Origin of the sequence: Streptomyces sp. NPDC057438, assembly GCF_042802995.1 — a bacterium.
Classification (GTDB): Bacteria; Actinomycetota; Actinomycetes; order Streptomycetales; family Streptomycetaceae; genus Streptomyces.
Genome location: NZ_JBHVDD010000014.1, coordinates 52,984 through 76,857, shown reverse-complemented (window position 1 = coordinate 76,857; position 23,874 = coordinate 52,984). Strand labels below are relative to the sequence as shown.

General features: G+C 71.2%; 21 protein-coding genes and 2 tRNA genes. 10 read left to right on the top strand and 13 right to left on the bottom strand.

Features of this window, described 5'->3' with window-relative positions:
* Positions 1-91: 91 nt before the first annotated feature.
* Entirely contained in the window at positions 92-598 is a 507-nt protein-coding gene (locus tag ACFU5F_RS11290; protein WP_383885200.1) for a DUF3830 family protein, read from the bottom strand.
* 122 nt (positions 599-720) lie between these two features.
* On the opposite strand from ACFU5F_RS11290, the gene ehuB reads away from it, so the two are divergent.
* The 6 genes from ehuB to ACFU5F_RS11260 all read left to right on the top strand — a co-directional run bounded on the left by ehuB (position 721) and on the right by ACFU5F_RS11260 (position 5,134).
* Complete coding sequence (gene ehuB / locus ACFU5F_RS11285; RefSeq protein WP_383885197.1) at positions 721-1,656, top strand: ectoine/hydroxyectoine ABC transporter substrate-binding protein EhuB; 936 nt, start codon at positions 721-723, stop codon at positions 1,654-1,656.
* Entirely contained in the window at positions 1,653-2,516 is an 864-nt protein-coding gene (gene ehuC / locus ACFU5F_RS11280; RefSeq protein ID WP_383885194.1) for an ectoine/hydroxyectoine ABC transporter permease subunit EhuC, read from the top strand. Before ehuB ends, ehuC begins: the two co-directional genes overlap by 4 nt.
* Positions 2,513-3,163, top strand: a complete 651-nt coding sequence (ehuD, locus tag ACFU5F_RS11275) for an ectoine/hydroxyectoine ABC transporter permease subunit EhuD (protein WP_383885191.1) — start codon at positions 2,513-2,515, stop codon at positions 3,161-3,163. The genes ehuC and ehuD overlap by 4 nt, the downstream gene beginning before the upstream one ends.
* A 31-nt stretch (positions 3,164-3,194) precedes the next feature.
* On the top strand, positions 3,195-3,974 hold the full coding sequence (gene ehuA, locus ACFU5F_RS11270; protein ID WP_383885316.1) for an ectoine/hydroxyectoine ABC transporter ATP-binding protein EhuA: 780 nt from the start codon (positions 3,195-3,197) through the stop codon (positions 3,972-3,974).
* A 214-nt stretch (positions 3,975-4,188) separates the two neighbouring features.
* On the top strand, positions 4,189-4,947 hold the full coding sequence (locus ACFU5F_RS11265) for an IclR family transcriptional regulator (protein ID WP_383885189.1): 759 nt from the start codon (positions 4,189-4,191) through the stop codon (positions 4,945-4,947).
* A gap of 113 nt (positions 4,948-5,060) precedes the next feature.
* A tRNA-Lys gene (locus ACFU5F_RS11260) sits at positions 5,061-5,134 on the top strand.
* A gap of 52 nt (positions 5,135-5,186) precedes the next feature.
* On the opposite strand, the gene ACFU5F_RS11255 is transcribed toward ACFU5F_RS11260, so the two are convergent.
* From ACFU5F_RS11255 to ACFU5F_RS11225, 7 genes are all read right to left on the bottom strand, one after another.
* Complete coding sequence (locus ACFU5F_RS11255) at positions 5,187-5,840, bottom strand: response regulator transcription factor (RefSeq protein ID WP_383885186.1); 654 nt, start codon at positions 5,838-5,840, stop codon at positions 5,187-5,189.
* On the bottom strand, positions 5,825-7,063 hold the full coding sequence (locus ACFU5F_RS11250) for a sensor histidine kinase (protein ID WP_383885185.1): 1,239 nt from the start codon (positions 7,061-7,063) through the stop codon (positions 5,825-5,827). Before ACFU5F_RS11250 ends, ACFU5F_RS11255 begins: the two co-directional genes overlap by 16 nt.
* A 70-nt stretch (positions 7,064-7,133) precedes the next feature.
* Positions 7,134-8,780 (bottom strand): long-chain-fatty-acid--CoA ligase, encoded by a 1,647-nt coding sequence (locus tag ACFU5F_RS11245; RefSeq protein ID WP_383885182.1) that lies wholly within the window; start codon positions 8,778-8,780, stop codon positions 7,134-7,136.
* Positions 8,781-8,820: 40 nt separating this feature from the next.
* Positions 8,821-9,291 carry a DUF3592 domain-containing protein gene (locus ACFU5F_RS11240; RefSeq protein ID WP_383885180.1) on the bottom strand — a complete coding sequence of 157 codons (471 nt, stop codon included), beginning with the start codon at positions 9,289-9,291 and terminating at the stop codon, positions 8,821-8,823.
* A gap of 119 nt (positions 9,292-9,410) precedes the next feature.
* Positions 9,411-10,028, bottom strand: a complete 618-nt coding sequence (locus ACFU5F_RS11235) for a lytic polysaccharide monooxygenase (RefSeq protein ID WP_383885178.1) — start codon at positions 10,026-10,028, stop codon at positions 9,411-9,413.
* 132 nt (positions 10,029-10,160) lie between these two features.
* On the bottom strand, positions 10,161-11,306 hold the full coding sequence (locus ACFU5F_RS11230; RefSeq protein ID WP_383885176.1) for an SPFH domain-containing protein: 1,146 nt from the start codon (positions 11,304-11,306) through the stop codon (positions 10,161-10,163).
* Between the two features lie 190 nt (positions 11,307-11,496).
* On the bottom strand, positions 11,497-13,128 hold the full coding sequence (locus ACFU5F_RS11225; RefSeq protein WP_383885174.1) for a peptidoglycan-binding protein: 1,632 nt from the start codon (positions 13,126-13,128) through the stop codon (positions 11,497-11,499).
* Positions 13,129-13,659: 531 nt separating this feature from the next.
* Between ACFU5F_RS11225 and ACFU5F_RS11220 the strand changes: the two genes are divergently transcribed.
* From ACFU5F_RS11220 to ACFU5F_RS11205, 4 genes are all read left to right on the top strand, one after another.
* Entirely contained in the window at positions 13,660-13,821 is a 162-nt protein-coding gene (locus ACFU5F_RS11220; RefSeq protein WP_383885171.1) for a hypothetical protein, read from the top strand.
* Positions 13,822-13,944: 123 nt separating this feature from the next.
* A tRNA-Lys gene (locus ACFU5F_RS11215) sits at positions 13,945-14,021 on the top strand.
* Positions 14,022-14,488: 467 nt separating this feature from the next.
* On the top strand, positions 14,489-16,486 hold the full coding sequence (locus ACFU5F_RS11210; protein ID WP_383885168.1) for a glycosyltransferase family 2 protein: 1,998 nt from the start codon (positions 14,489-14,491) through the stop codon (positions 16,484-16,486).
* Positions 16,483-18,420 carry a galactose oxidase-like domain-containing protein gene (locus ACFU5F_RS11205; protein ID WP_383885166.1) on the top strand — a complete coding sequence of 646 codons (1,938 nt, stop codon included), beginning with the start codon at positions 16,483-16,485 and terminating at the stop codon, positions 18,418-18,420. Before ACFU5F_RS11210 ends, ACFU5F_RS11205 begins: the two co-directional genes overlap by 4 nt.
* 119 nt (positions 18,421-18,539) lie before the next feature.
* On the opposite strand, the gene ACFU5F_RS11200 is transcribed toward ACFU5F_RS11205, so the two are convergent.
* The 5 genes from ACFU5F_RS11200 to ACFU5F_RS11180 form a co-directional block, all read right to left on the bottom strand.
* Positions 18,540-19,559 carry a glycoside hydrolase family 6 protein gene (locus ACFU5F_RS11200; RefSeq protein ID WP_383885163.1) on the bottom strand — a complete coding sequence of 340 codons (1,020 nt, stop codon included), beginning with the start codon at positions 19,557-19,559 and terminating at the stop codon, positions 18,540-18,542.
* Positions 19,560-19,950: 391 nt separating this feature from the next.
* On the bottom strand, positions 19,951-20,667 hold the full coding sequence (locus tag ACFU5F_RS11195; protein ID WP_383885160.1) for a class F sortase: 717 nt from the start codon (positions 20,665-20,667) through the stop codon (positions 19,951-19,953).
* Positions 20,668-20,674: 7 nt separating this feature from the next.
* On the bottom strand, positions 20,675-21,313 hold the full coding sequence (locus ACFU5F_RS11190) for a hypothetical protein (protein ID WP_383885157.1): 639 nt from the start codon (positions 21,311-21,313) through the stop codon (positions 20,675-20,677).
* A gap of 181 nt (positions 21,314-21,494) precedes the next feature.
* Positions 21,495-22,274, bottom strand: coding sequence for an HAD-IIA family hydrolase (locus ACFU5F_RS11185; RefSeq protein ID WP_013003320.1), 780 nt, complete (start codon positions 22,272-22,274; stop codon positions 21,495-21,497).
* A gap of 572 nt (positions 22,275-22,846) precedes the next feature.
* The gene (locus ACFU5F_RS11180) at positions 22,847-23,707 is read right to left on the bottom strand and encodes a cell wall protein (RefSeq protein ID WP_383885154.1); all 861 of its coding nucleotides are present in this window, start codon (positions 23,705-23,707) and stop codon (positions 22,847-22,849) included.
* Positions 23,708-23,874: the final 167 nt, after the last annotated feature.

Genomic DNA, 23,874 nt, shown 5'->3' with positions numbered 1-23,874 from the left:
AGTATGGGGCGTAGCCCCTGCTTTTCAGGGGCGCGGGGAACTGCGCGAGGAGCCCCACGCACCCGCACCCGCCGAGACCCGCACCCCCGAGCTAGGAAGCGCGCCTGAACGACAGGGTCTCCCCCGCCGCCCCTGTCCGCCACAGGTCGTTGCACGCCCGCGCCATCTCCTCCAGGCCCGACACCACCTGGCCCCAGACGATGCCGGGCACCCACCCCACGTCCCCGTTCAGCAGCAGGTTGTTGCGTTCGTAGAAGAGGGCCAGGTCGACGAGGGTCGCGTCGGGGCGGACGTCACGGTCGTAGCCGTACGCGCCGGTGGCCAACTCCGTCCCGGCGAAGGAGAAGTAGCACAGGTCGCCCGGGATGGGTGTGACCGTGGGGTTCTCCAGGGGCGGCTCGCGGTCGGCGAAGGGCGGGAAGAGGGCGTAGATCTCGTTGCGGGCGTACTTGGCGTGGTACACGTCGCCCGACAGGGGCAGCGCGTCCCACACCGCCGCGCAGGTGACCGGCGCGCGGTCGTCGAGCAACCGGGCCGTGCAGCGGACCCCGCGCCGCTCCAGCGCGATCTCGATGTGCCGGTCCGCCGGTTCCGCCACCGCTGCCTCCTCGCGTCGACACACCCGCCCCGCGCCTGCCCGGTTTCCCCGACTTCAACCCGTGCGTGAAGGACCGGAAAAGACCCGGCATACCCGTTGCCGCTTCGGGTAGCCGCGCGGCCATGGCTCGATTGCACGCACACGACAGGAACGGCCGGCGTCCCAGCAGACCCGGCATCCCCCGCCGCACCCTGCTCACCGGTACCGCCGCCCTGGTCGGCACCGGCGCGGTGGTGGGGGCGAGCAGCGGATGCAGCAGGGTGGCGACCGCGGACACCGGCGACGGCGGCCAGCTGTTGCAGCAGCTGCGGGCGAAGGGCACCGTACGGCTCGGCATCGCGGGTGAGCAGCCGTACGGCTACATAGGCAAGGACGGTGAGGTCACCGGCTCCGCGCCGGCCATCGCGCGGCGGATCTTCCGCCGGCTCGGTGTCGAGCACGTCGAGCCGTTCCCCACCGAGTTCGGTTCGCTGATCTTCGGGCTGAACTCGCTGCAGTTCGACGTGGTCGCCGCCGGCATGTACATCAACCCGGAGCGCTGCGAGCAGGTGCTCTTCGCGGACCCCGAGTACCAGATGAAGGACGCCTTCATCGTGCCCCGGGGGAACCCGAAGAAGCTGCGCACCTACGCCGACATCGCCCGCACCGGCGCCCGTATGGCGACCGGCATCGGCTACGCGGAGATCGACTACGCCAAAGAGGCCGGGGTGAAGCACATCGACACCCTGCCGGACCAGCTGGCCGGTCTCCTCGCCGTCGAACAGGGGCGCGTCGACGTGTTCGCGGGCACCGCCGTCACCGTGCGGAACGTGGTCGAGCAGACCGGGAGCACGAAGGCGGAGGCCACCGACGAGGTCACCCCGGTCGTGGACGGCAAACCCGTCATCGACGTCGGCGGCTTCGCGTTCCGCATGCCCGAGCGGAATCTGCGGGACGCCTTCAACCGCGAGCTGCACAGGATGAAGCGGAGCGGGGAGCTGCTGGAGGTCATGCGGCCCTTCGGGTTCACGAAGGACCAGATGACCGACATCAGGGCAGAGGAGAAGTGCCGCGCATGAGTGCCTCGGACGAGACGGCACCCGTGCGTGCCGTGAACGGGGTGACCGTCGCCGGCCCCCTCGACGACTTCGCCTTCGGCTCGGGTCTGTGGGAGCTGCTGCTGCGCGGTGTGTGGATCACCGTCCAGCTGACCGTGTACGGCGCGGCCCTCGGCGCCGCCGTCGCCTTCGCCGTGGGCCTGGCCCGGCAGCACCGGCTGTGGATCGTGCGGTTCGTGGCGGGCGCGTACTTCGAGATCTTCCGCGGCACCTCCGCCCTGGTGCTGATGATCTGGGTGTTCTTCGTGGTGCCGCTGACGTTCGGCTGGCAGCTCGTCCCGATGTGGGCCGCCGTGCTCACCCTGGGCTGCACCTACGGCGCGTACGGCTCGGAGATCGTGCGCGGCGCGGTGGCGGCGGTGCCGGTCGCGCAGCGCGAGGCGGGGGTGGCGCTGAGCTTCACGCCCGCCCAGCGGATGCGGAAGATCGTGCTGCCGCAGGCATGGCCGGAGATGGTGCCGCCCTTCTGCAACCTGCTCATCGAGCTGTTGAAGGGCACCGCGCTGGTGTCCGTGCTGGGCGTCGCCGACACGACCTTCGCCGCCCAGCTGGTGCGCAACGCCACCGGGCAGAGCGCCCCGGTCTACACGGTGGTCCTCGTCATGTACTTCGTCCTCGCCTTCGCCATCACCCGGGTGATGCGGCAGGTCGAGCGGCGGGCCAAGGCCGGTGTCGGCCGGGCCCCCCGCGCGGACGTCCCCGGGCCGCGTCAGGCCGTCGCCGGGCGCCCGCAGGACCTGGCCGGAGCGGCTGCCGGTACGAGTGGCGGCGCAAGTGGCACGGGTGCCACGAAGACATCGGCCCCCGGAGGTGCCTCGTGAAGTGGAACTGGTCCACGCTGGACGACTTCATGCCGGCTTTCTGGGACGGCGTCCTGGTCACCCTGCAGGCCCTGCTCTGGGGTTCGCTGCTCGCCTTCTCCCTCGGCCTGGTCTGGGCCCTCGCCCAGCGCTCGACGCTGAAGGCGGTGCGCTGGCCGGTCAAGGCGGTCACGGAGTTCATCCGCAACACCCCGCTGCTGGTGCAGCTGTTCTTCCTGTTCTACGTGCTGCCCGAGTGGGGCCTGACCCTGTCCGCGCTGGCCACCGGTGTACTGGGCCTCGGCCTGCACTACTCGACGTACACCGCCGAGGTGTACCGCGCCGGAATCGACGGGGTGCCCGCCGGCCAGTGGGAGGCGGCGACGGCGCTGAGCCTGTCGCGCTCGCGCACCTGGACCGCGGTGATCCTGCCGCAGGCGCTGCGCCGGGTCGTGCCCGCTCTCGGCAACTACGTCATCGCGATGCTGAAGGACTCGCCGATGCTGATGACCATCGGTGTGCTGGAGATGCTCGGCGAGGCCCGCCAGTTCGGCTCCCGGACCTTCCAGATGAACGAGGCCATCGTGACCGTCGGCATCGCCTTCATCCTCATCGCCTATCCCGCCTCCCTCCTCCTGCGAGCCCTGGAGCGTCGTCTTGTCCGCTGACACCCCGCTTGACACTCCGACCGACACCCCGCTGACGAACGAACCCGGGTCCGCCGGCCGGCGTGTGGCGGACACGAACGAACTGATCCGCTTCGAGAACGTGACCAAACGATTCGGCAGCAACACCGTCCTCGACGGGCTGGACTTCTCGGTCGACGCGGGCAAGCACGTCACGCTGATCGGCCCGTCCGGCTCCGGCAAGACGACGATCCTGCGGCTGCTGATGACCCTGGCCAAGCCGGACGAGGGGAGGATCACCGTCGGCGGACGGCAGCTGTACCCGGCGAGCGAGAAGCAGTGCCGTGAGGTCCGCAAGAACATCGGGATGGTGTTCCAGCAGTTCAACCTCTTCCCCAACATGAAGGTGCTGCGGAACATCACCGAGGCGCCCGTCAACGTCCTCGGCCTCTCCAAGGACGAGGCCGAGGCGCGGGCCCGTGAACTGCTCGACATGGTCGGGCTCGCCGACAAGTGCGACGCCTATCCGACCCAGCTCTCCGGCGGGCAGCAGCAGCGGGTGGCCATCGCCCGGGCGCTGGCGATGCGCCCGCAGGTGCTGCTCCTCGACGAGGTGACGTCCGCGCTCGACCCCGAGCTGGTCGCGGGCGTGCTCGACCTGCTCAGGGACATCGCCCGCACCACCGACATCACGATGCTCTGTGTGACCCACGAGATGAACTTCGCTCGGGACATCTCGGATCAAGTTCTGATGTTCGATTCCGGCCAGGTGATCGAATCAGGCAGCCCCGAGAAGATCTTCGGCGACCCGTCACACGAACGAACGCGCGAATTCCTTGGCGCGGTCATCTGACTACACCGAGTGAAGGGGTGAACGCGTGGGAACATCCGAGGTCCATCCGCCGGGCCATGCCTTTGGCATATGCCAGAGTGCTGGTCCGGCAGTTGGGAGGGGCGGGGGCCTGAGGAATTTCTCGTGAACAACCCCTCCGCGTACGGCCCTTGGGCCGTATCGTGGGAAACGGCAAGCTGTCCGAAAAACGGCCCGAGAAGCGCAGGGGGAAACCGTGGCGCTCAAGCACGAGCCGACCGCGCCGTACCACTCGGCCCAGGACGCCCTGCGCGTCCTGGAGACGGTGGCGCGGCACGCAGGTGGCGTCACCGACGCCGAGATCGCCCGTCGTACCGGCGTCGACAGTGAGCGGTTGACCGCGCTCCTGCGGATGCTGCGTCGCGAGGGATACGTGGAGCAGACCACCGACGGCGCCTACGTCACCGGTGCCGCACTCGCCCGGCTGGGCTCCGCGGAGGGTCACGACCAGGCCCTGCGCGAGCAGCTCCAGCACACCCTCGACCGGCTGCGCGACTCCGTCGGCGCCGCCGTCTACATCACCCGTTACCTGGACGGTGAGATCCAGGTCACCGGCTGGGCCGACAGCGCGGCCACGCCCGCGGTCCACGAATGGGTCGACTTCCGCTCCTCCGCCCATGCCACCGCGTTCGGCAAGGGCCTGCTGGGCCAGCTCGACCTCAACGGCCGGCGCGACCACCTCTCGCGCCACCGCCCGGCGCGGCTCACCGCCCGCACGATCACCAACGAGAAGGTGCTGCTGAGCAAGCTGGACGCCCAGACACCCACGGTCCCGGTCCTCGACCTCCAGGAGTACGCGCCGGGCACGGTCTGCGCGGCCGTCCCCCTCACCGCGGGCTCCGCCGTCGGCTGCCTCGCGCTGTCGCTCCCGCTGGAACACGCGCACCGGCTGCGGGCGGCGGCGCACACACTGAACCGGGGAGCGGCCCCGGTGCTGCTGTCGCTGGCGATCTAGACACCGGGGACACGCGGAGATCCAGCTCACGTTTAACTGGTCGAAGGCACCCCCACGGACCAGGTAGTATTTTCTCTGTCGCCAGCCGCGAAGGCGGGAAAGCGACAGAGTCTGCGCCGCTAGCTCAGTTGGTTAGAGCAGCTGACTCTTAATCAGCGGGTCCGGGGTTCGAGTCCCTGGCGGCGCACATCGAGAAGGCCCCTCGCTCCGGCGGGGGGCCTTCCGCGTACGCGCCGCCCTCAGCTCCTCAGGAACGCCAGCACCGCCAGCACCCGGCGGTGGGTGTCCTCCGCCGGCGGCAGGTCCAGCTTTCCGAGGATGTTGCCGATGTGCTTGCCGACGGCCGCCTCGGTGACGACCAGCTCCCGGGCGACGGCCCCGTTCGACCGTCCCTCGGCGACCAGCGCGAGCACCTCCCGCTCACGCGGGGTGAGCGCCGCCAGCGGGTCGCGCCGGCGGCGCAGCAACTGCCGGACGACCTCGGGGTCGACGACCGTGCCCCCGGCCGCCACCCGCTCCACGGCTTCCGCGAACTGTTCGACCTGGCCGATGCGGTCCTTGAGCAGATAGCCGACGCCACTGCCGTCGCCGGTGTCCAGCAACTCGGCCGCGTAGGCCCGTTGGACGTACTGGCTGAGGACCAGGACGGGCAGGGCGGGGTTCGCGGCACGCAGGGCGAGGGCGGCGCGCAGCCCTTCGTCGGAGAGGCCGGGCGGCATCCGTACGTCGGTGACGACGAGGTCGGGGGCGTACGACGTCACCGCCTCCGTCAGCGACTCCGCGTCCCCGACCGCCGCGACGACCTCGTGCCCGAACCGGGTCAGCACGCCGACGAGCCCTTCCCGCAGCAGCACGCTGTCCTCGGCGAGCACGATCTTCAGCGCTGGGGGCACGGGATCTCCAGGGACAGGACGGTCGGGCCGCCGGCCGGGCTGTGGACGGACAGTGTCCCATCGAGCACGGCGAGCCGGTCGGAGAGGCCGGTGAGGCCCGTGCCGCGCGCGGGGTCGGCGCCGCCGGTCCCGTCGTCCCACACCTCCACGGACAGCACCCCGTCCGCGTACCGTCCGCCGATCCGGGCCCGCCGCGCCCCGCTGTGCCGGCCGACGTTGGCGAGGGCCTCGCGGACCGCGAAGTAGGCCGCCGATTCCACGGACTCGGCGAACCGGGGCAGGTCCACGTCCAGTTCCACGGGTACGACGGAGCGGTCGGCGGCGTCCGCGAGGGCGTCCGGCAGGCCGTAGTCGGCAAGCACCTGCGGATGGATGCCGTGGATCAGCTCGCGCAGCTCGCCCAGGACCTGATCGGCCTCCTCATGGGCGGCGGCCAGCCGGCCGGCCAGTTCCGGCGGGGCGTCGAGGCGGGCCAGGCCCAGGGTCATGCTCAGGGAGACCAGGCGTTGCTGGGCCCCGTCGTGCAGATCGCGCTCGATCCGGCGCCGCTCCGCCTCGAAGGCCGCCACCAGCCGGGCCCGTGACCGGGTCACCTCGCCCAGTCGCCGTTCCGCCTCCGCCTCGCTCGGGGCGAGCAGCAGCCGGGCGAGCGCGGCACGCACCTGGGCGTACCGGACGAGGGGCCACAGCAGCGCGAGGAGGAGGACGGTGCCGACGGCCGTGCACAGCAGGGCCTGCCCGTAGGAGTCGATCAGCCAGAGCTTGGCGATCCGCGCGTCACCGCTGGCGCTGCTGGTCGTCGCCAGCTGCGCGGGCGCTCCGATCATCGCGCCCGGCACGACCAGCGCGACGAACAGCGCGACCACGTCCAGCGGCCACAGCACGAACGCGAGCAGGGCGGTGTACGCCAGCTCCCGCCAGGTGGCCCGTTCGGTCAGCCGCAGCCGGGTCCAGGCGGCGAGACCGGGCTCGGCCGGGACGGCGTGCGGGCCGGGCGGCGGCGGGGTGCGGGTGAGGGCCAGCCGGCGCCGTTCCAGGGCGCCGACCGGGATGCCCGACAGGACGGCCACGGCGAGCAGCGGCAGCCCCACCAGGACCGGGGTCAGGGCGAGGCCGAGGACCCCGAGGACCAGCAGCACCACCAGCAGCGGGACGCCGACGAGGACACCGCTCAGCAGGTAGGCCACCGCGCGCGGCAGCTCCCGCAGGACCGTTCTGATCATGGGATCACGGTAGGCGGGGGCGGCGGGCGGTGGCCATGGGCCCAGGTGGTGTCCGGGGGTGGGCCCAGCCCTACCTCGTCAGCAACTCCTCCCGCCCACGCGCCCGGTACTCCGCGACCAGCCGTGCCAGGTCGACCGCCGAGAACCTGCGGTAGGCCCACTTCCCCGGCGGCCGCCACCAGACCGGGTCGGGGCAGCGGAAGCCCTCGCGGCGGAGGGTCGCCCGCTGGATCTTGTTGGTGGCGGTGACGGGCATGGACGGGACGACCCGGACGAAGCGGGGGGTCATCTTGGTCCCGAGGTCGGGCTGCGAGACGAGGAACTCGGCAAAGCCGTCCGGGTCGAAGGCGCCCGCGACGGTCGCCATGACCTGGTCCCCGGCGACGGGGTCGGGCACGGCGTAGACGGCGACGGCCTCGGCGCCCTCGTAGCGGGCGAGGATGTTCTCGATGACGGCGGCGGCGAGGTTCTCGCTGTCGACGCGGAGGCGGTCGTCGGTGCGGCCGGCGAAGTAGAGGAAGCCGTCGGGGTCGCGGTAGAAGAGGTCTCCGGTCCAGTACCAGCCGTCGTGGCGGCGGGCGGCGTCCGCCTCCGGGTTGCGCCAGTAGCCCTCGAAGGGGTTGGGGCCACGGTTGACCAACTCCCCTATCGCCTCGGTGCCGTTGAGCAGCCGGCCGTCGTCGGCGAGGAGGGCGGGCGGGCACTCCTTCCGGGTCTGCGGGTCGACCACCGCGAGATCGTCGCCGGGGGCCGCCCGGCCGATGGCCCCCGGCGGTGTCCCGGGCGTCCGCTGGATCGCCGCCCCGCCCTCGGAGGACCCGTACCCCTCCACGAGCCGTACCCCGAACCGCTCCTCGAACGCCGCCGCGTCCACCGCCCCGGCCTCGGTGCCGAAGCCCATGCGCAGCGGGTTGTCGCGGTCGTCGGGGCGGGGTTCGGTGGCGAGGACGTACTGCACGGCCCGTCCGACGTAGGTGAAGTACGTGGCCCCGTACGCCCGTACGTCGTCCAGGAACCGGGAGGCGGAGAACCGGCGCCGTAGCGCGATCCCGGCTCCGGCGACCAGGGCGGGGGCCCAGTCGGCGATGACCGCGTTGCCGTGGAACATCGGCATGCAGACGTAGTGCACGTCGTCCCGCCGTACCCCGAAGCGGTCCACCAGCGCCCGCCCGGCCGCCGCGAGCCGCCCCTGGGAGCAGAGGGCCGCCTTGGGGGCGCCGGTGGAGCCGGAGGTGAAGTAGAGGAGGAGACGGTCGGCGGGGCCGGCGCGGGTGGGGTCGGGCCGGGCGTCGGCGTAGGGGGCGAGCAGTTCGGCGTACGGCTGAGTGTCCGTCACCAGTATCCGTACGCCGTCGAGTTCGAGACGGTCCAGCAGGGGCAGGTGGGCCTGTTCGGTGATGAGCAGGCGGCACTCGGTGTGCAGGATGTCGCGGGCCAGTTCGGGGCCCCGGCGGGTGGGGTTGACACCGGCGACGGCGGCGCCCGCGAGGGCCGCCGCGCTCAGCCAGAGCGGGAATTCGGGGGTGTTGTCGAGGAGGACGCCGACGTGCGGCTCGGCGGTGGGTGGCAGGTGGTCGGCGAGCAGTGCCGCGCGGGCGGCGGCCCCGGCGGCGACCTCGTGATGGGTCAGGACCTGTTCCTCGAACCACAGCCCGGGCCGGTGGTCGTCCCACCGGTCGGCGACGAGCTGTGCGACCGTGCGCCTGATGGACTCCATGTCGGCGCACGGTAGTTGACGCACCGTCAGTTGAGGAGGGTCACGGCGTCGGGAACGAGGGGTCCGTGGAGAACTGGTGGTAGGTGACCATGAAGAACACGCAGAACGCGAAGGCCACCCCGAGGAACGCCAGGAGGCCGAGTCCGGCCGCGGCCTGCTTGACCCGCTCGCCGGGCGCGTGGGCGGTGGCGACCACCTTCGGGCCGTCGGTGTAGTACACGGTCACGAAGTCGCCCTCGACCGTGGTCATCGGCCCGTCCTCCTCCTCGAAGCGGACGGCGCGGCCGTCCCGGGCCGTGAACTCGTACACGTGGTGGATCGTCGTGCGCACGCTGCTGTGCTCGCCCGTGCTCCGGTGGACCGTGGTGAAGGTCTTCAGGCAGCGCGCCTCGGCCGTCAGCCCGCTGTTCCAGGCGCTTCTGACGCGCAGCCAACGACTCAGGACGCGGTACGCCATGAAGCCGATGAAGGTCATCATGACCACGGGAATGAGGTAGAAGAAGACGTCCATGGCGGTTCCCCCCGAGTTCGGCGGCCGCCCTGGTCGGCGGCGTGTGGGGAACGTACCCGGGTGGGGGCCCCGCGCAGCTCAAGCGATGCTCAGAACTCGCGGGGCCGGGGTGCCTGGGCTCAGAAGGTGACGTCCGAGCAGGCGTAGAACGCGTTGGTGGTGTCCGCGATCGTCCAGACCGCGAGGATCACGTGGTGGCCGCTCAGCCCGGACGGCAGACGGCCGGTGTGGGAGAGCGTGGACGGGGGGCGCTGACCGTTGTAGGGGACGGTGAAGAACGGGGTCAGGTTGAGGTCGGAGCGGGCCAGGGCGTGGTTCTGGTTCCAGCCCGCCCTGGTGACGTAGTACTTGAAGTCGGTGGTGGCGTGCATGGCGGTGAACTGCCACCGGAAGGTGTAGTTCTGACCGCCCGTCACCCTGGTGGTGGGCCAGGCGCCGCCGCCCGGCCTGGTGGACGCGTCGAGCCGGCTGAACCTGGTGTTGCCACCGGAGCACAACCGCCCGTCAGCCGGCCCTGAGCCCGGGAAGCCCTTCGGTCCCTCGACGCTCTGCGGCTCCCACTGGATGTCGCCGCAGTTGGTCACGGTGCCGTTCTGACAGAGCTTCTGCCGGCTGACGGGGAGGTCGGTGTAGCCGTGGCCGGAGGCGCCACCACCGGAGAGCACGAGCGCTCCTGTGGTGGCCAGGCCGACCGCGGCCGCGTACCACTTGGTCCTGTTCCGCGCGTGAAGGCGCATGCTGCCGCTCCCTGGAGTACGTGGGGAACTTTCCAGGTCTAGACCAAGTCCCAGATTATGGGCGACCGTTGGCCGTGTCCATATCAAAAGCACGGCCGTACCGATTCCCCGGAGCCGGGCGGCGCCGGCGGTTCAGGGCGACACCTCGCGCCGCCCCGTGTAGAACGCCACCGTCAGGTCCTTCACCAGCGCCTTGCGCTCGTAGTCGTCGAGTTCGACCAGGCCGCGCAGCGTCAGCCGGGTCACGGTGTCCTCGACCGAGTCGACGACGGAGGTGAGGACGGTGTCGCGGTGCTGGGCGTCGAGCGCGGCGATCCGGCGGCGCTGCATCACGGCGGCCACCTCGGGCGCGTACTCGATCCGGGTCGGCTGGACCGAGAAGACCTCCATCCCGACCGGCGCCGCGTCCGCCACCACCAGCCGCGTCAGCGCCTCACCCACCGCCTCCGTGTTCCGCAGCGTCCCGTCCCTGACCAGCGCGCCCGGCGCCACGTCCGCGGGCAGCCGCGCCAGCACCCGGGAGACCGCCGCCTCCACGCACTCGCGCAGGTACCGCTCGTGGTCCTCGATCCCGAGCACCGCCCGCGCGGTGTCCCTGACCCGCCACGCCACCAGGACGACGACCCGCATCGCGACCCCGTTCGCGTCGACCGCCGCCATCGGCTCGCTGCGCCAGTGCCGCAGCCGTACGTCGACCCGGCGACGCAGCACCAGCGGGTTCACCCAGAGCAGGCCGGTACGGCGGACGGTCCCCCGGTAGCGCCCGAACAGCCCGAGCACCCAGGCCCCTCCGGTCCGCCCTCGCGCGAGCCCTCCGAACCCGAACATCGCCAGAGCCCCGGCGCCGGTGTACGCGGCCCACTGCGCCGGTCCGAGTCCGGCACCCGCGTACGCGGCCGGCAGTCCGAGCGCCCTCGCCGCGAGCCCCGGCAGGACCCCGGCCCACCAGGAGGTGAGGACGCATCCGGCCACCCCGCAGGCCCCGCCCAGCACTCCCAGCGCGCCGGGGACCACCCGCGCCGGCCGTTCGACCAGCTCGGGGTCGACCTCGACGGCGGGGCGGGGTTCGGCGGACGCGGGCCCCTGCCGCACCCGCGGCTGCTCGCCGGTACCGCGCCGCCGGCCCACGACGGCGGGGGTGACCGGGACGGCCACCGGGACGGGGTCGTCCCGGAACAGCAGATGGACGGGGATCTCGGTGGTGGTCTCGTTCTGGATGAGCCGGGCGGGCCGCGCGGGCCCTTCGGGCTCCGGTGTGGGTGGGGTGGTCGTGCTCATATGTGCCTCCATGCCTCCGCGCAGGAAGAACCGTGGTGAGGGTCCCACCGGTTCGGGTGGGACGTCCGGGGGGACATCGGGCCGGGATGGGGCCAAGGGCCGGGGGTCCGGCAGCGGATCTGGCCGGGGATCTGGCCGGGGGTCGGGCCGGGGAAGAAAGAAGCGGGGCGGCGGAAGCCGTCCGCCTCCGTCAGGAGAACAGCCGGCGCCAGGTCTCGGGGCCCGGGTAGCCGTCCGCCGCGCCGCCGCGCCATCCCTGGGCCCGCTGGAACGCCTCCACGTTCCGCCGGTCGGACTCGCCCCAGCGCGGCCCCGGACCCGAGGTGTAGTACTTGCCGAACCCCTTCTCGACCAGCTGCTTCCCCAGCCGGGTGACATACGCGTTGTCCGCGCCCGGCCGGAACATGCCGCGCCCCGGATAACCGGGAACGCCGTGCGAGGCGGACGGACGGAGCCCGCCGGGAACCACCGAGGTCCCGGAACCCCCCGGCCGGGCGGGCTTCGCCGGCTCTCGCGGCAGGCCGGGCGGGGTGGGCTTCACCGACGGCGCTCCCGGTGGGCGGGAGGCGCCGGGGGTGCCGGACGGGGCGGGGGCGCCGGGAGTGCCGGGCCCTCCGGGCTTGCCCGGCGGCCGGTGCACCGCCGGCGGTTCGGGCGCCGCCGGCTTCCCCTTGGGGCCCGCATTCCCGGCCGGCGGAATGTCCCGGCCCCGCCCGGCGACCAGATACGACCAGGTCAGCGGTCCCGGAATGCCGTCGGCGAAGTGGCCCGACCAGCCCTGCGCCCGCTGGAAGGCCCGGGTGGCCCTGCGGTCGGCGTCCGACCAGACCGGTCCCGGCCCGCCGGTGTAGAAGCGGGCCCCGCCGCGCTCCACCAGCATCTGCCCCAGCCGGGCGACGTACTTGTTGCGCGCGCCGGGCCCGAAGGCCTCGGGGCCCGGGAAGCGATCCCTCATGGACGGCCCGGCGGCTCCCTTCGCGCCCGGCGTCTCCGGTGTCCTCGGCGGCGCGGCGGGCGTGCCGGCGCCGCCTGCGGAGTCCGTCCCGTCGTCCGGCAGGTCCTCGTCGTCGGCGATCAGCCCCTTGTAGCGGTACGGCACGTAGCGGGCGGCGTTGTCCCAGTACCCGTACGGGGTGGCCTGCCTGCGGGCGTACGGGCGGGCGGACTCGTAGGCGATGTAGTGGGTCTCCGCGTAGTCCGTCCAGCCGCCGAAAATGACGACGTGCGATCCCTTTTGCGGGTCCTTCGGATTATGGAAGAGCAGCATGTCGCCCGGCTCCAGCCGGTCCTTCGAAATGCGCTGGGCGAACTTCCCGAGGCTGCCCGTCCATTCGTTCCCGGGGAGGTTCCAGGCCATCGAGACGAACCCCGAGCAGTCCTGCCGATAACCGTCGGACCAGTACTCGCGCATGCTGTACGGAACCTCGGCCTCGATCCAGGTCCTGGCCCTCCTGATGATGTCGGCACGGGTGGTGGGCGGCAGCGTCACTTCTTTCGGCGGCTTCTCCCCGTCCGCCGGACGACCCCGGGGGCCGTGCAGCGCACCCTTCTTCCCCTGGGGAGTGTCAGGCCCCTCACCTGCGGGAACGGCACCGGGACGAGCCGGTCCGTGGGCCGCCGCGACCGCCGGTACGACATGCCCCGCGCCCAGTGCGGCACCGGCGGCGGTGGCCACCACGAGGGCGTTCCGGACGGATCTGGCCGCCGGGTGACTCGTCTGGCCGTATCGGGCCGCATACGGCAGGACCCGCCGCCGGTGGACACAGCCGGGGCATTCGCAATCGGTCCCCGGATCGATCTCCTCGAATACCGGAGTCTCCATACGATTCCCCTCGCGAACCGACCGAAGAATTCCACGCATCTGCACGCCCGTCAGTTTCTCAACTGTCACCCGGTGTCGCATGCTGACGGTCCAAATGATGTACGCCGCCGCTGCCGGGCCGCGTCCGGTGCGCGCCCACCCCCCCGTCGGATCGGCCGGCTGCCGACGGCCGGGGCGGCGGTCGTGTGGCCGGGCGGTCGGGACGGCGGTCGGGACGGCGGGGATCGGGCGATCGTCGGATGCCGCCGCTGCGGGGGAAAACCAGAGAAAGGAAACGTTTCGGCAATTCAATAGTCACCGGGCGGTCCGGTAATTACTCGAATTCAGCGCCCCCGCGGCCGGACCTGCGACTACGCGTGGACGAAGTCGAAGACGACGTCCACCGGCTGGGCCATCGGGGGCGGCGTGGACCTCGGTAACGCCACCTCGCCCTCAAGAAGTGGTGCAATACCGTGCTCTCCCTGGTCGGCGGGTACCAGAAGACCACCGAGATCAGCACCAACTTCACCTGGACCGTACACCTCAACGACGGTGGGCTCTCGGCAGCGACTGCAGAACGTGACCTGCGAGTGGTACTCCCAGGACGTGCTGAACTCCAAGCACGGGGACGACGTCTGCAACAGCATGCTGCGCGCGGACAACGTGTTCGAGGCCAAGAACCGCACCATCAGCCAGTTCTACGTCAAGAGCTGAGCACGCCGGCCCCGGTCGCCCGTCTCCCCCCGCCGGGAGCCGGGCGACCGGCCGTTTCCCTGCGATCCGACGGGGGCCACGCGGTCAGGAGCACCCCGGTGCCTCCGCTAGACTTTTCCTCGCGCGCCGCTAGCTCAGTTGGTTAGAGCAGCTGACTCTTAATCAGCGGGTCCGGGGTTCGAGTCCCTGGCGGCGCACCACCCGAAGAGGCCCCTCGCGAGCATGCGGCGCGAGGGGCCTCTTCGTATGCCCGCCTCCTCGCACGGCCACGTCTTCGCACCTCCAAGGCTTCGCACCTCCGCGCCTCCGCACCGCCGGGCTTCCGCATGCCCGCGTCTCCCGCACACGCCCGGCGTCGCGTAAGCGCCCCCTGGGGCCTCCCCGCGCGCGCCCCCGGCTCCCCGCCCCTTTCGCACACCCGTGCCATGGGCGAATTAGCGCCGAAATACGGACCCCAAACTCTCACCGAGGTACACGACATATGCGCTCAGGAACAAAAGATGCCGAGCGGGCATCAATGCAACCGGATGGCCGCCGCCCCGTGTCTCCATGGTGTAGATCACATGGTGACGATGACGCACTGATGTGTCCGTAACGGTCGAGGGGGACCGATTCGGACGAAAGACCGACGAACACGCACTCGATGTGTGTGCGGGGGGAATGACTCATGACGTCGACGCCGACGGGCGCCCGGCACAATCACGATCCATCCGAAACAACCCGGCTCAAAGTACCGTCGCCCCGGACCGGTGCATTCCGCAAGCTGCGGAAGAACCTCCCGCGATACGACTACGAGCACTACAGCCGCCTCGCCGGACCACTCACCCAGCCCGATCCGACCAAGCCCTACACGGTGCAGTACCGCTCGCTGATCTCCCAGGAGCCGCACCGTCTGCGGGTGGCCCTGATGCTGGCCGCCGCGCCGCTCCTCTCCCTGGTCCTGCTCGGCTGGCTGCTGCAGCAGGAGCACTGGACCAGGCGCGACTACGTCGAGTACGACTTCCTGCCCGCACTCGACATGGTCATGCTGATCTCGATCGGCCTGATCGAGTTCTTCCGCTGCATGAACGTCCTGTCGAACGCGCACGCCACCCTGGTCGCCCGCGACCCGATCCCGGTGGTGCCCGAGACCGGCACCAGAGTCGCCTTCCTCACCTCCTTCGTGCCGGGCAAGGAACCGCTGGAGATGGTGACCAAGACCCTGGAGGCCGCGGTGCGACTGCGCCACCGCGGGCTGCTGCACGTGTGGCTGCTCGACGAGGGCGACGACCCCGCCGTGAAGGCGGTCTGCGCGCGCCTGGGCGTGCACCACTTCTCCCGCAAGGGGATCGCGAAGTGGAACCAGCCGAAGGGCCCGCACCGCGCCAAGACCAAGCACGGCAACTACAACGCCTGGCTGGACGCCCACGGCGACGACTACGACTTCTTCGCCTCGGTCGACACCGACCACATCCCGCTGCCCAACTACCTGGAGCGGATGCTCGGCTTCTTCCGCGACCCGAACATCGGCTTCGTGATCGGCCCCCAGGTGTACGGCAACTACGACAACTTCGTCACCAAGGCCGCGGAGTCCCAGCAGTTCCTGTTCCACGCGCTGATCCAGCGCGCCGGCAACCGCTACGGCGCCCCCATGTTCGTCGGCACCTCCAACGCCGTACGGATCAGGGCGCTCAAGCAGATCGGCGGGCTGTACGACTCCATCACCGAGGACATGGCGACCGGTTTCGAGATCCACCGCCACAAGAACCCGGTGACGGGCAAGAAGTGGCGCTCGGTGTACACGCCGGACGTGCTCGCGGTCGGCGAGGGGCCCAGCGCCTGGACGGACTTCTTCACCCAGCAGATGCGCTGGTCGCGGGGCACCTACGAGACGATCCTCAAGCAGTACTGGAAGGGCTGGTACTCGCTGCCGCCGAGCAAGCTGTTCAACTACACCATGATGATCATCTTCTACCCGATGTCCGCCCTCAACTGGATCCTTGCGGCGCTGAGTTGCGCTCTGTTCCTGGGCCTGGGCGCCTCGGGTGTGAACATCGATCCGACCGTGTGGCTGATGCTCTACGGCAACGCCTCGGCGCTCCAGATAGGCCTGTACGTCTGGAACCGCCGGCACAACGTCTCCCCGCACGAGCCGGAGGGTTCCGGCGGGGTGGCCGGCATGGTGATGTCGGCGCTGTCCGCGCCGCTCTACGCGAAGGCGCTGATCGACTCGGCCCTGCGCCGCAAGAGCAAGTTCGTGGTCACGCCCAAGGGCGACTCGGCGAGCCCCGACCGGTGGTTCGGCACCTTCCGGTACCACTGGTACTTCATCGTCATCTTCGGGGCATCGATCGCCGCCGGCCTCGTCCTCGGCCACGCGCATCCCGCGATGATCGTCTGGGCCGTGTTCGCCATGATGATCACCGCTCTGCCGATCGTCGCCTGGCGTTACATGCTGCGGCAGGACCGGAAGAAGGCCGCCGCGGCCGCCGAACTCCAGGGTTCGATGGTGGCACCCCCCGAGGCGGCACCCGCGCCCTTCACGCCACAGTCCGCACCACACGCCCCGCCCGCACCTCACGCTCCCCGGCACAAGCCGAGCTGGGCCGCGTCCGGGCCGGGCAACGGGAGTAGCGAGCAGACCATGCAGATCGCCCTGGGCGGACTTGGGGGACGTAAGGAATGAAGGACCGTGCAGGCCGCCGCCGCGCCCGTCGCCTCGCGATCGGCGGGGCGGTGGTCCTCGCGCTCGCCGGGACGAACGGGCCCTGGGTGTACCGCTTCAGTACGGAGAAGTACCACGAGTACAAGATCAACAGGCCGGAGTACAAGGCCGCCAACGGGCACTGGCAGATCGTGGAGTTCCCGGAGCAGTACCGGCAGAACACCATCCACGCCGCGCTGCTGCACACCGGCAAGATTTTGCTGATCGCGGGCTCCGGTAACGACGCCGACAACTTCGACAAGAAGAAGTTCGACACCCGCCTCTGGGACCCGGTCGAGCAGACGATCGAGCGGGTGCCGACCCCGGCCGACCTGTTCTGCACGGGGCACACCCAGCTGGGCAACGGCAATCTGCTGATCGCTGGCGGCACCAAGCGCTACGAGAAGCTGAAGGGCGATGTCACCAAGGCCGGCGGCCTGATGATCATCCACAACGAGAACCCGGACAAGCGGATGACGATCAGGGCGGGGACCAGGTTCGTCGGCAGGGAGAACGGCAGGACGTTCGTCCTCAAGGACACCGTCGACATCAAGAAGGCCGTCAAGACCTTCGACCCGGACACCGGGAAGTTCACCGGCAACAAGCCGGGCATCGCGCGCGCCTACGTCGAGGCCGAGCGGCGCGGCAGGAAGTACGAGACGGGCACGGAGGACAACTACCGGATCGTGGGCCTGAAGGGCGAGGACGCGCGGAACACGTACGGCATCGCGCAGAAACTCGCCCTCGACAAGAAGGACTTCCAGGGGATCAGGGACGCCTACGAGTTCGACCCGGTCGCCGAGAAGTACATCAAGGTCGACCCGATGAACGAGGCTCGCTGGTACCCGACGCTCACGACGCTGTCCGACGGCACCGTCCTGTCACTGTCCGGCCTCGACGAGATCGGACAGCTGGTCCCGGGCAAGAACGAGATCTACGACCCCGCGACGGAGAAGTGGACGTACACCAAGGACGTCCAGCAGTTCCCGACGTACCCGGCGATCTCCCTGATGCAGAACGGCAAGCTGTTCTACTCGGGCGCGAACGCGGGGTACGGGCCGGACGACATCGGGCGCGACCCCGGTGTCTGGGACCTGCGGACCAACAGGTTCACGAAGCTGCCCGGCATGAGCGACGGCAAGCTCCTGGAGACCGCCGGGACCGTGCTGCTGCCTCCGGCACAGGACGAGAAGTACATGGTCATCGGGGGCGGCGGGGTCGGTGAGTCGCAGCGGTCGAGCAAGAAGACCCGGGTGATCGATCTGCTGGCCGACAGGCCCAGGTTCGTGGACGGGCCGCAGCTGGCGAAGGGCACGCGGTATCCGCAGGCCTCGATCCTGCCCGACGACACGGTGCTCATCTCCGGGGGCTCCGAGGACTACCGCGGGCGCGGCGACTCCGACATCCTGGAGGCGCGGCTGTACGACGCCAGGACGGGCGGGATGCGCCGGGTGGCCGACCCGCTGATCGGCCGGAACTACCACTCCGGGTCGATCCTGCTGCCGGACGGACGGGTGGTCTTCTTCGGTTCGGACTCCCTCTACGCCGACAAGGCCAACACCAAACCGGGGGAGTTCGAGCAGCGGATCGAGATCTACACGCCGCCGTACCTCTACCGGGACGCGCGGCCGACGCTGACGGGCGGGCCGAAGACGGTCGTGCGCGGCGGGACGGCGACGTTCGGTGCGCGGGACGCTTCGGCGGTCAGGTCGGCGCGGTTGATCCGGCCGAGTGCGTCGACGCATGTGACGGACGTGGACCAGAAGTCGATCGAGGTGGACTTCGTGGCGAAGGGCGACCGGATCACCGTGACCGTGCCGAAGAACCGGAATCTGGTGCAGTCGGGGTGGTACATGCTGTTCGTGATGGACGAGGCGGGGACGCCGAGCGAGGCGCGGTGGGTGAAGGTCCCGTAGCGCTGCGCCCGCCTGCGCCGTTGTGACCTCGGGCCCGGTGGGGCTTCTCGCGAAGTCCCCCGCGCCCCTGAAGAAGCACGGGCTGCGCCCCGTGCTTCTTCAGGGGCACAGCCCGGCCCTCAGTCGGACGCCTTCGCCAGGGCCAGTGCGTACTCCGGCCACCACTCCCCCGCCTTCGGTCCGCCCTTGCACTCCCCGTCGGACTCACCGGGACGCTTCACCCACAGATACGCGTCCACCAGCTCGTCCGGGGTCCTGGTCGTCGGGGTCTCCCCCAGCGCCCGCCCCGGCGGGTTGCACCAGCGCTCGTCCTCGTCGCCCTCGGTCCAGGGACCGTTGCCGTTGCGGCTGGTGTCGACCACGAACGGCTTGTCGCCGATCCTGGACGAGAGCCGCTTGCCGTACGCGATGGAGTCCTTGGTGGTGTAGAAGTTCGAGACGTTGACGGCGAAGCCGTCCGCCTGCTCGATCCCGGCCCACTTGAGGGGCTCGTAGATCTCGTCGGGGTCGCCCCAGCCGGCGTTGCCCGCGTCCAGGTACACCCTGGTGTTCTTCAGCGCGCCGAGCCTCTCGATCGCGCCCTTCAGCAGGTCGTACCGCTCCCCGTGGAACTCCTCCGGGGTGCAGCCGTCCACCACGTGGAGCACCGCGTCGGGCTCCAGGACGACCGTGGCCGCCCGGTCCCCGATGCCCCGGGCGACCCCGTCGATCCACGCCCGGTACGCGTCGCCGTCGGCCGCGCCGCCGCCGGAGTACTGGCCGCAATCGCGGTGCGGGATGTTGTAGAGGACGAGGACGGCGTCCCGTTCGGCCTCCTCCGCGGCTTCGGTGAAGCCCTTCGCCTCCCGCTCCGGGTTCTCCGGGCCGATCCACTCGCCGGTGGGCTGCTCGGCGATCGTGCGGATCAGTTCGGCGTCCCGGTCCTTGCCTGCCTTCTCGTAGGCGGCGACCTGCGCCGCCGCGTTCCCCCGCGGGTTGACCCAGAACGGGGCCGTGCCGCGCGGCTGTTGAGTGATCCCCGGCCCCGAGGCGCGGTTCTTCCCGCCGTCGCGTTCGTCCCCCCCGGTACAGCCGGCGAGCGCTATCGCCGCCACCACCGCCACGGACGCCCGAACCCCGGCCCCCCTACTGCCGTACATCCAACTCCCCCTTGGGTGCACCGTGTCGTAAGCCCCAATCCTGACATAAGTACCGCCTCGCCAAGGGGGTCGTCACAGCCTTGTCCAGGTGCTGTCGACTCCTGATCACGATGGTGGGACGACACGTCCGGACAGGGACGGAAACCGCTCGTACGGCCCGCTGGAACGGCGGTCGGAGCGGGGGCGGCGCGTCGGACGGCCACGCCCCAACTTGCATGCGCGGACGTGTTCCTGACGCGTAGTCACGCGCAGCACGGGACCGGACCCCGCCCAGGGACCGTCCCGCTCAGGAACCCGGGTCCCGCTCAGGGACCCCGTCCCGCTCAGGGACCCGTCCCGCTCAGGGACCCGTCCCGCTCAGGGACCCGTCCCGCTCAGGGACCCGTCCCGCTCAGGGACCCGTCCCGCTCAGGTACGCGGAGACGACGACGTTCGCCGTGTAGGTGCGGGTCGCCTTGTCGAAGGTGCCGCCGCAGGTGACGAGCCGGAGTTCGGCCCGCCCCGACTGCCGTACGCCGTAGGCCCGTTCGGCGTCGAAGTCGTCGCGGCCGATGACCTGGACGTCGTCCACGGTGAACTCGGCGATCCTGCCGTCGCTGCGGGTGACCCGGATCTTCTCGCCGATGCCCAGCGCGCTCAGCTCGTAGAAGACGGCGGGTCGGGTCTCGGTGTCGACGTGTCCCACGAACAGCGCGGCTCCCGGCGCCCCCGGCCGGACACCGCCCGCGTACCAGCCGACGACGCCCGGCTGACCGTAGGAGGGCGGTTCGATCGCCCCGTCGCGGTCGAGGCCGCGCGCCACGACCGGCGCCTGCACGCCCATCGCGGGGATGTCCAACCGCTGGGGCCGCGCGTCCCTCAACGGCGCGGCCGCCGGCGGGAGTTCGGTCTGCGCAGGGCGCCCGACCGCCGCGACGTCACCGGTCATGGGCGCGGACTCACCCGCACGGACGTCGGTGATCTCACTCCCCCACAGCCACAGACCGAGCAGCAGTACGGCCCAGGCGACACCGGCGACGACCCGGCCGGTTCCGCCGCCGGACCTGCCCCCGGCGCCCGCCCCGATGGTGCTCTCGTTGTCGGCGTAGTCGTAGTTCCGCTTCGACACGGCGACCTCACTCCGTACCGCGGCCGCGGCTCCGGCGCGCGCCCCGCGCCACGACGACCGCCGCCGCTACCCCGGCGAGGACCAGGCCGACCACCGCGTGGCGGGCGCCGGGGCCGGCGTGCCGGGCGTCGTCCATGGAGCTGGCCGGGTCGGCCGAGTCCCGGGTGGCCGCTCCTCCGCCGCCGGCGCGTACGGGGGCGACCGGGGAGGCGGGGGGTGCGGTCCGCGGGGCGGGCCCGGACTCGGCGTCCGGTGGCCTGGGGGCCGAGGGGCCGGCGGCTTCGGGCCTCCGGTCTCCGACCCTGATGGTGCCCTTGATCCCGTCCTCGGCACCGGCGCAGGTGAGGCGCACCGGGTAGGTGCCGGGTTCGAGGGAGGACCGTACGCGGGTGTCCCCGGTGAGGGTGCCGAAGCTCCCGCCACTGGTCCGGGTGAGCAGCGCGTCCGCGACGAACGCCTCCGAGACGGCCGTTCCGGACTTTCCCGCGCACCCCGCGGCCCGTACCCGGATGTCGCTGCCGGGCGGCGGTGAGGCCGGCACCACCGAGACGCGTCCCGGGTCGGCGGCGAGGGCGGGGGACGCCGACGCGGTCAGTGCGGCGGCGACCACCGCACCGGCGCAAAGAGTGACTCGCGATGAGCCCATGGTGAACCTCCAGACACCTGAGACTCCCCCGCCGGGCAGCGGGCCGCATCCGGGGAGGGGCAGCTGCTGCTCCGTACGGGTGTCCTGGGGTTTATCCGGTGGGTTTGTCCGGCGGTCCTGTCAGGTGGGTTCGCCCGGTGGCCCGGTGCGTCACCCGGCGCGTGGCCCGGCGGCGGTGGGTTCAGATGCGGTCGACCAGGTCCGCGATGGAGTTCACGACCTTCGACGGGCGGTACGGGAACTTCTCGATCTGGTCCGGGGTCGTCAGACCGGTGAGGACCAGGTAGGTCTGCATCCCGGCCTCGATGCCCGCGAGGACGTCGGTGTCCATGCGGTCGCCGATCATCGCGCTGGTCTCGGAGTGCGCGCCGATCGTGTTCAGGCCGGTGCGCATCATCAGGGGGTTGGGCTTGCCCGCGAAGTACGGGTTCTTCCCGGTCGCCTTGGTGATCAGTGCGGCCACGGCTCCGGTCGCGGGCAGCGCGCCCTCGGCGGAGGGACCGGTCTCGTCGGGGTTGGTGGCGATGAACCGGGCACCGTCGTTGATCAGCCGCACCGCCTTCGTCATGGCCTCGAAGGAGTACGTGCGGGTTTCGCCGAGGACCACGTAGTCGGGCTCGTGGTCGGTGAGGACGTACCCGATGTCGTGCAGCGCGGTCGTCAGCCCCGCCTCGCCGATGACGTACGCCGTACCGCCGGGCCGCTGGTCGTCGAGGAACTGGGCGGTCGCGAGGGCGGAGGTCCAGATGTTCTCCACGGGCACGTCCAGGCCCATGCGGGAGAGACGGGCGTGCAGGTCACGCGGGGTGTAGATCGAGTTGTTGGTGAGCACCAGGAAGGGGCGCCCGGACTCGCGGAGCTTCTTTATGAAGGCATCGGCGCCGGGGATCGGCACGCCCTCGTGGATGAGCACACCGTCCATGTCGGTGAGCCACGACTCGATGGGCTTGCGCTCTGCCATGTGCGATCTCCTGCCGACCTGTGCTGATTCCCGCGTGCGTACGTCCGTACGTCCGGGCCCGCCCCAACCCTAGTGAGACCTGGCTGAAAAGAGGAGGCCGATCTTGGCCGCTGAGACCGCGCTCATCAGGTCAGCGGGGTGCGCGTGGCCGGTGGGGGCGGGGCACCGGACCGGCACGGGGAGGCCGGCCGGGCCCCAGGACCGCCGCTGGACCGGAAGGCCCGCCGACAGCCTTGAAATCGGCCGACCCCGGAAGTCGGCCGGGGCGGGAGGTCCGCCAGGCCGGGACGTCAGCCGGACGCCGGGAGCCTGCCGGCCCGAGAAGTCCGCCGGGCCGGGACGCCAATAGACGGCGGGACGCCTGGCGGACCGGAACGTCAGCCGGGCCAGGACGCCAGCCGGGCGCCGGGATGCCAGTCGGGCGCCGGGATGCCAGTCGGGCGCCGGAACGCCTGCCGGACCGCGAACTCCGCCGGACCGGGACACCTGCCGGACCGGAACGTCAACCGGGCCGGGAGGCCAGCCGGGCGTCGAGACTTCTCCCGGACCGAGAACTCCGCTGGACCCGGACGTCAGCCGGTTCGTCTGCGGACCGTCGCGATCAGCAGCCCGCCGGCAGACAGGAGCAGCAGGCCGCTCACGTACGGCAGTGCCTCGCGCATACCCGAGGCGGCCAGCTCGCCGGGCCGCTCCTCGGGGTACGGCCGCGGCTCGCCCCGTACGGCGCCTCCGCCCTCCTTCGCGGGCCCGCCGCCGTCCCGGCCGGTGCCCTCCTTGCCCGCTCCGGGCTCCTCGTCCTCCTCGCCGTCGGTGATCCGGAAGCGGTAGTCGTTCGACTCCCCCACCCACTCGCTGTCGTCGCCGCGCCGCTCGACCACGGCCGCGTTCGCCACGACGTCGTTCGGCACGGTCGCGTCCGAGGTGAGGGAGAGGCGGACCCTGACCGTGAGGGTGCGGCCGGGGGGCACGGTGAAGCCTGGCCCGTGTCCGCCGAGGACTCCGACCAGTTCGTCGGAGTCGGTCCGTTCGAAGGTCACCGGCCGGGGGGTCGTCCCCTCCGCGTCCGCGACATCGGCGTCGTAGTACTCCAGCTGCGGCTGCGTCCGCTCCAGCGTGCGCGCGCCGTCGGTCAGCACGACCACCGGGTGGATGTTCCCGCAGGTCCGGGTGGTGGTGTTGGTCAGCTCCAGCGCCCAGGTGTGGAACCCGCCGCCGGCGACATAGGTGTCGGGCCCCCCGCGGATGCGGGTCCGCAGGGGAAAGGCGCCCCTCTCGGTTCCGGCGCAGGTGGGCCGCTGGTCGGCCCACACCGCGCGCGGCCCGCCGGGAACGGGGGCACTGTCGAGCGCCACCGCGGGACCACTGACGACGAGGGCGACAGCGGCAGTGGCCGCGCCGGCAAGGACGAGGGTCAGACAGGTAGACGGTCGCATGAACACATGACCATGCCATCCACCTGCGCGGGGGTGGGCCGCCACGCCCTAGGGGGCGGCGGCACCGGGGGAAGTCCGCTCGATCAGCGGAGCGAGGAGGGTCTGGAGCAAGCCGGCCGGCAGGGACGAGCGGCGCCCCCTGGACACCGCTCACGGCCGCACACCTG

What these genes read in the sequence shown, in the direction of transcription:
- ehuB (WP_383885197.1), top strand. Translation starts at nt 721, where the DNA reads ATGGCTCGATTGCACGCACACGACAGGAACGGCCGGCGTCCCAGCAGA.
- ehuC (WP_383885194.1), top strand. Translation starts at nt 1,653, where the DNA reads ATGAGTGCCTCGGACGAGACGGCACCCGTGCGTGCCGTGAACGGGGTG.
- ACFU5F_RS11250 (WP_383885185.1), bottom strand. Translation starts at nt 7,063, where the DNA reads ATGATCAGAACGGTCCTGCGGGAGCTGCCGCGCGCGGTGGCCTACCTG.
- ACFU5F_RS11245 (WP_383885182.1), bottom strand. Translation starts at nt 8,780, where the DNA reads ATGGAGTCCATCAGGCGCACGGTCGCACAGCTCGTCGCCGACCGGTGG.
- ACFU5F_RS11240 (WP_383885180.1), bottom strand. Translation starts at nt 9,291, where the DNA reads ATGGACGTCTTCTTCTACCTCATTCCCGTGGTCATGATGACCTTCATC.
- ACFU5F_RS11235 (WP_383885178.1), bottom strand. Translation starts at nt 10,028, where the DNA reads ATGCGCCTTCACGCGCGGAACAGGACCAAGTGGTACGCGGCCGCGGTC.
- ACFU5F_RS11230 (WP_383885176.1), bottom strand. Translation starts at nt 11,306, where the DNA reads ATGAGCACGACCACCCCACCCACACCGGAGCCCGAAGGGCCCGCGCGG.
- ACFU5F_RS11225 (WP_383885174.1), bottom strand. Translation starts at nt 13,128, where the DNA reads ATGGAGACTCCGGTATTCGAGGAGATCGATCCGGGGACCGATTGCGAA.
- ACFU5F_RS11210 (WP_383885168.1), top strand. Translation starts at nt 14,489, where the DNA reads ATGACGTCGACGCCGACGGGCGCCCGGCACAATCACGATCCATCCGAA.
- ACFU5F_RS11205 (WP_383885166.1), top strand. Translation starts at nt 16,483, where the DNA reads ATGAAGGACCGTGCAGGCCGCCGCCGCGCCCGTCGCCTCGCGATCGGC.
- ACFU5F_RS11200 (WP_383885163.1), bottom strand. Translation starts at nt 19,559, where the DNA reads ATGTACGGCAGTAGGGGGGCCGGGGTTCGGGCGTCCGTGGCGGTGGTG.
- ACFU5F_RS11190 (WP_383885157.1), bottom strand. Translation starts at nt 21,313, where the DNA reads ATGGGCTCATCGCGAGTCACTCTTTGCGCCGGTGCGGTGGTCGCCGCC.
- ACFU5F_RS11185 (WP_013003320.1), bottom strand. Translation starts at nt 22,274, where the DNA reads ATGGCAGAGCGCAAGCCCATCGAGTCGTGGCTCACCGACATGGACGGT.
- ACFU5F_RS11180 (WP_383885154.1), bottom strand. Translation starts at nt 23,707, where the DNA reads ATGCGACCGTCTACCTGTCTGACCCTCGTCCTTGCCGGCGCGGCCACT.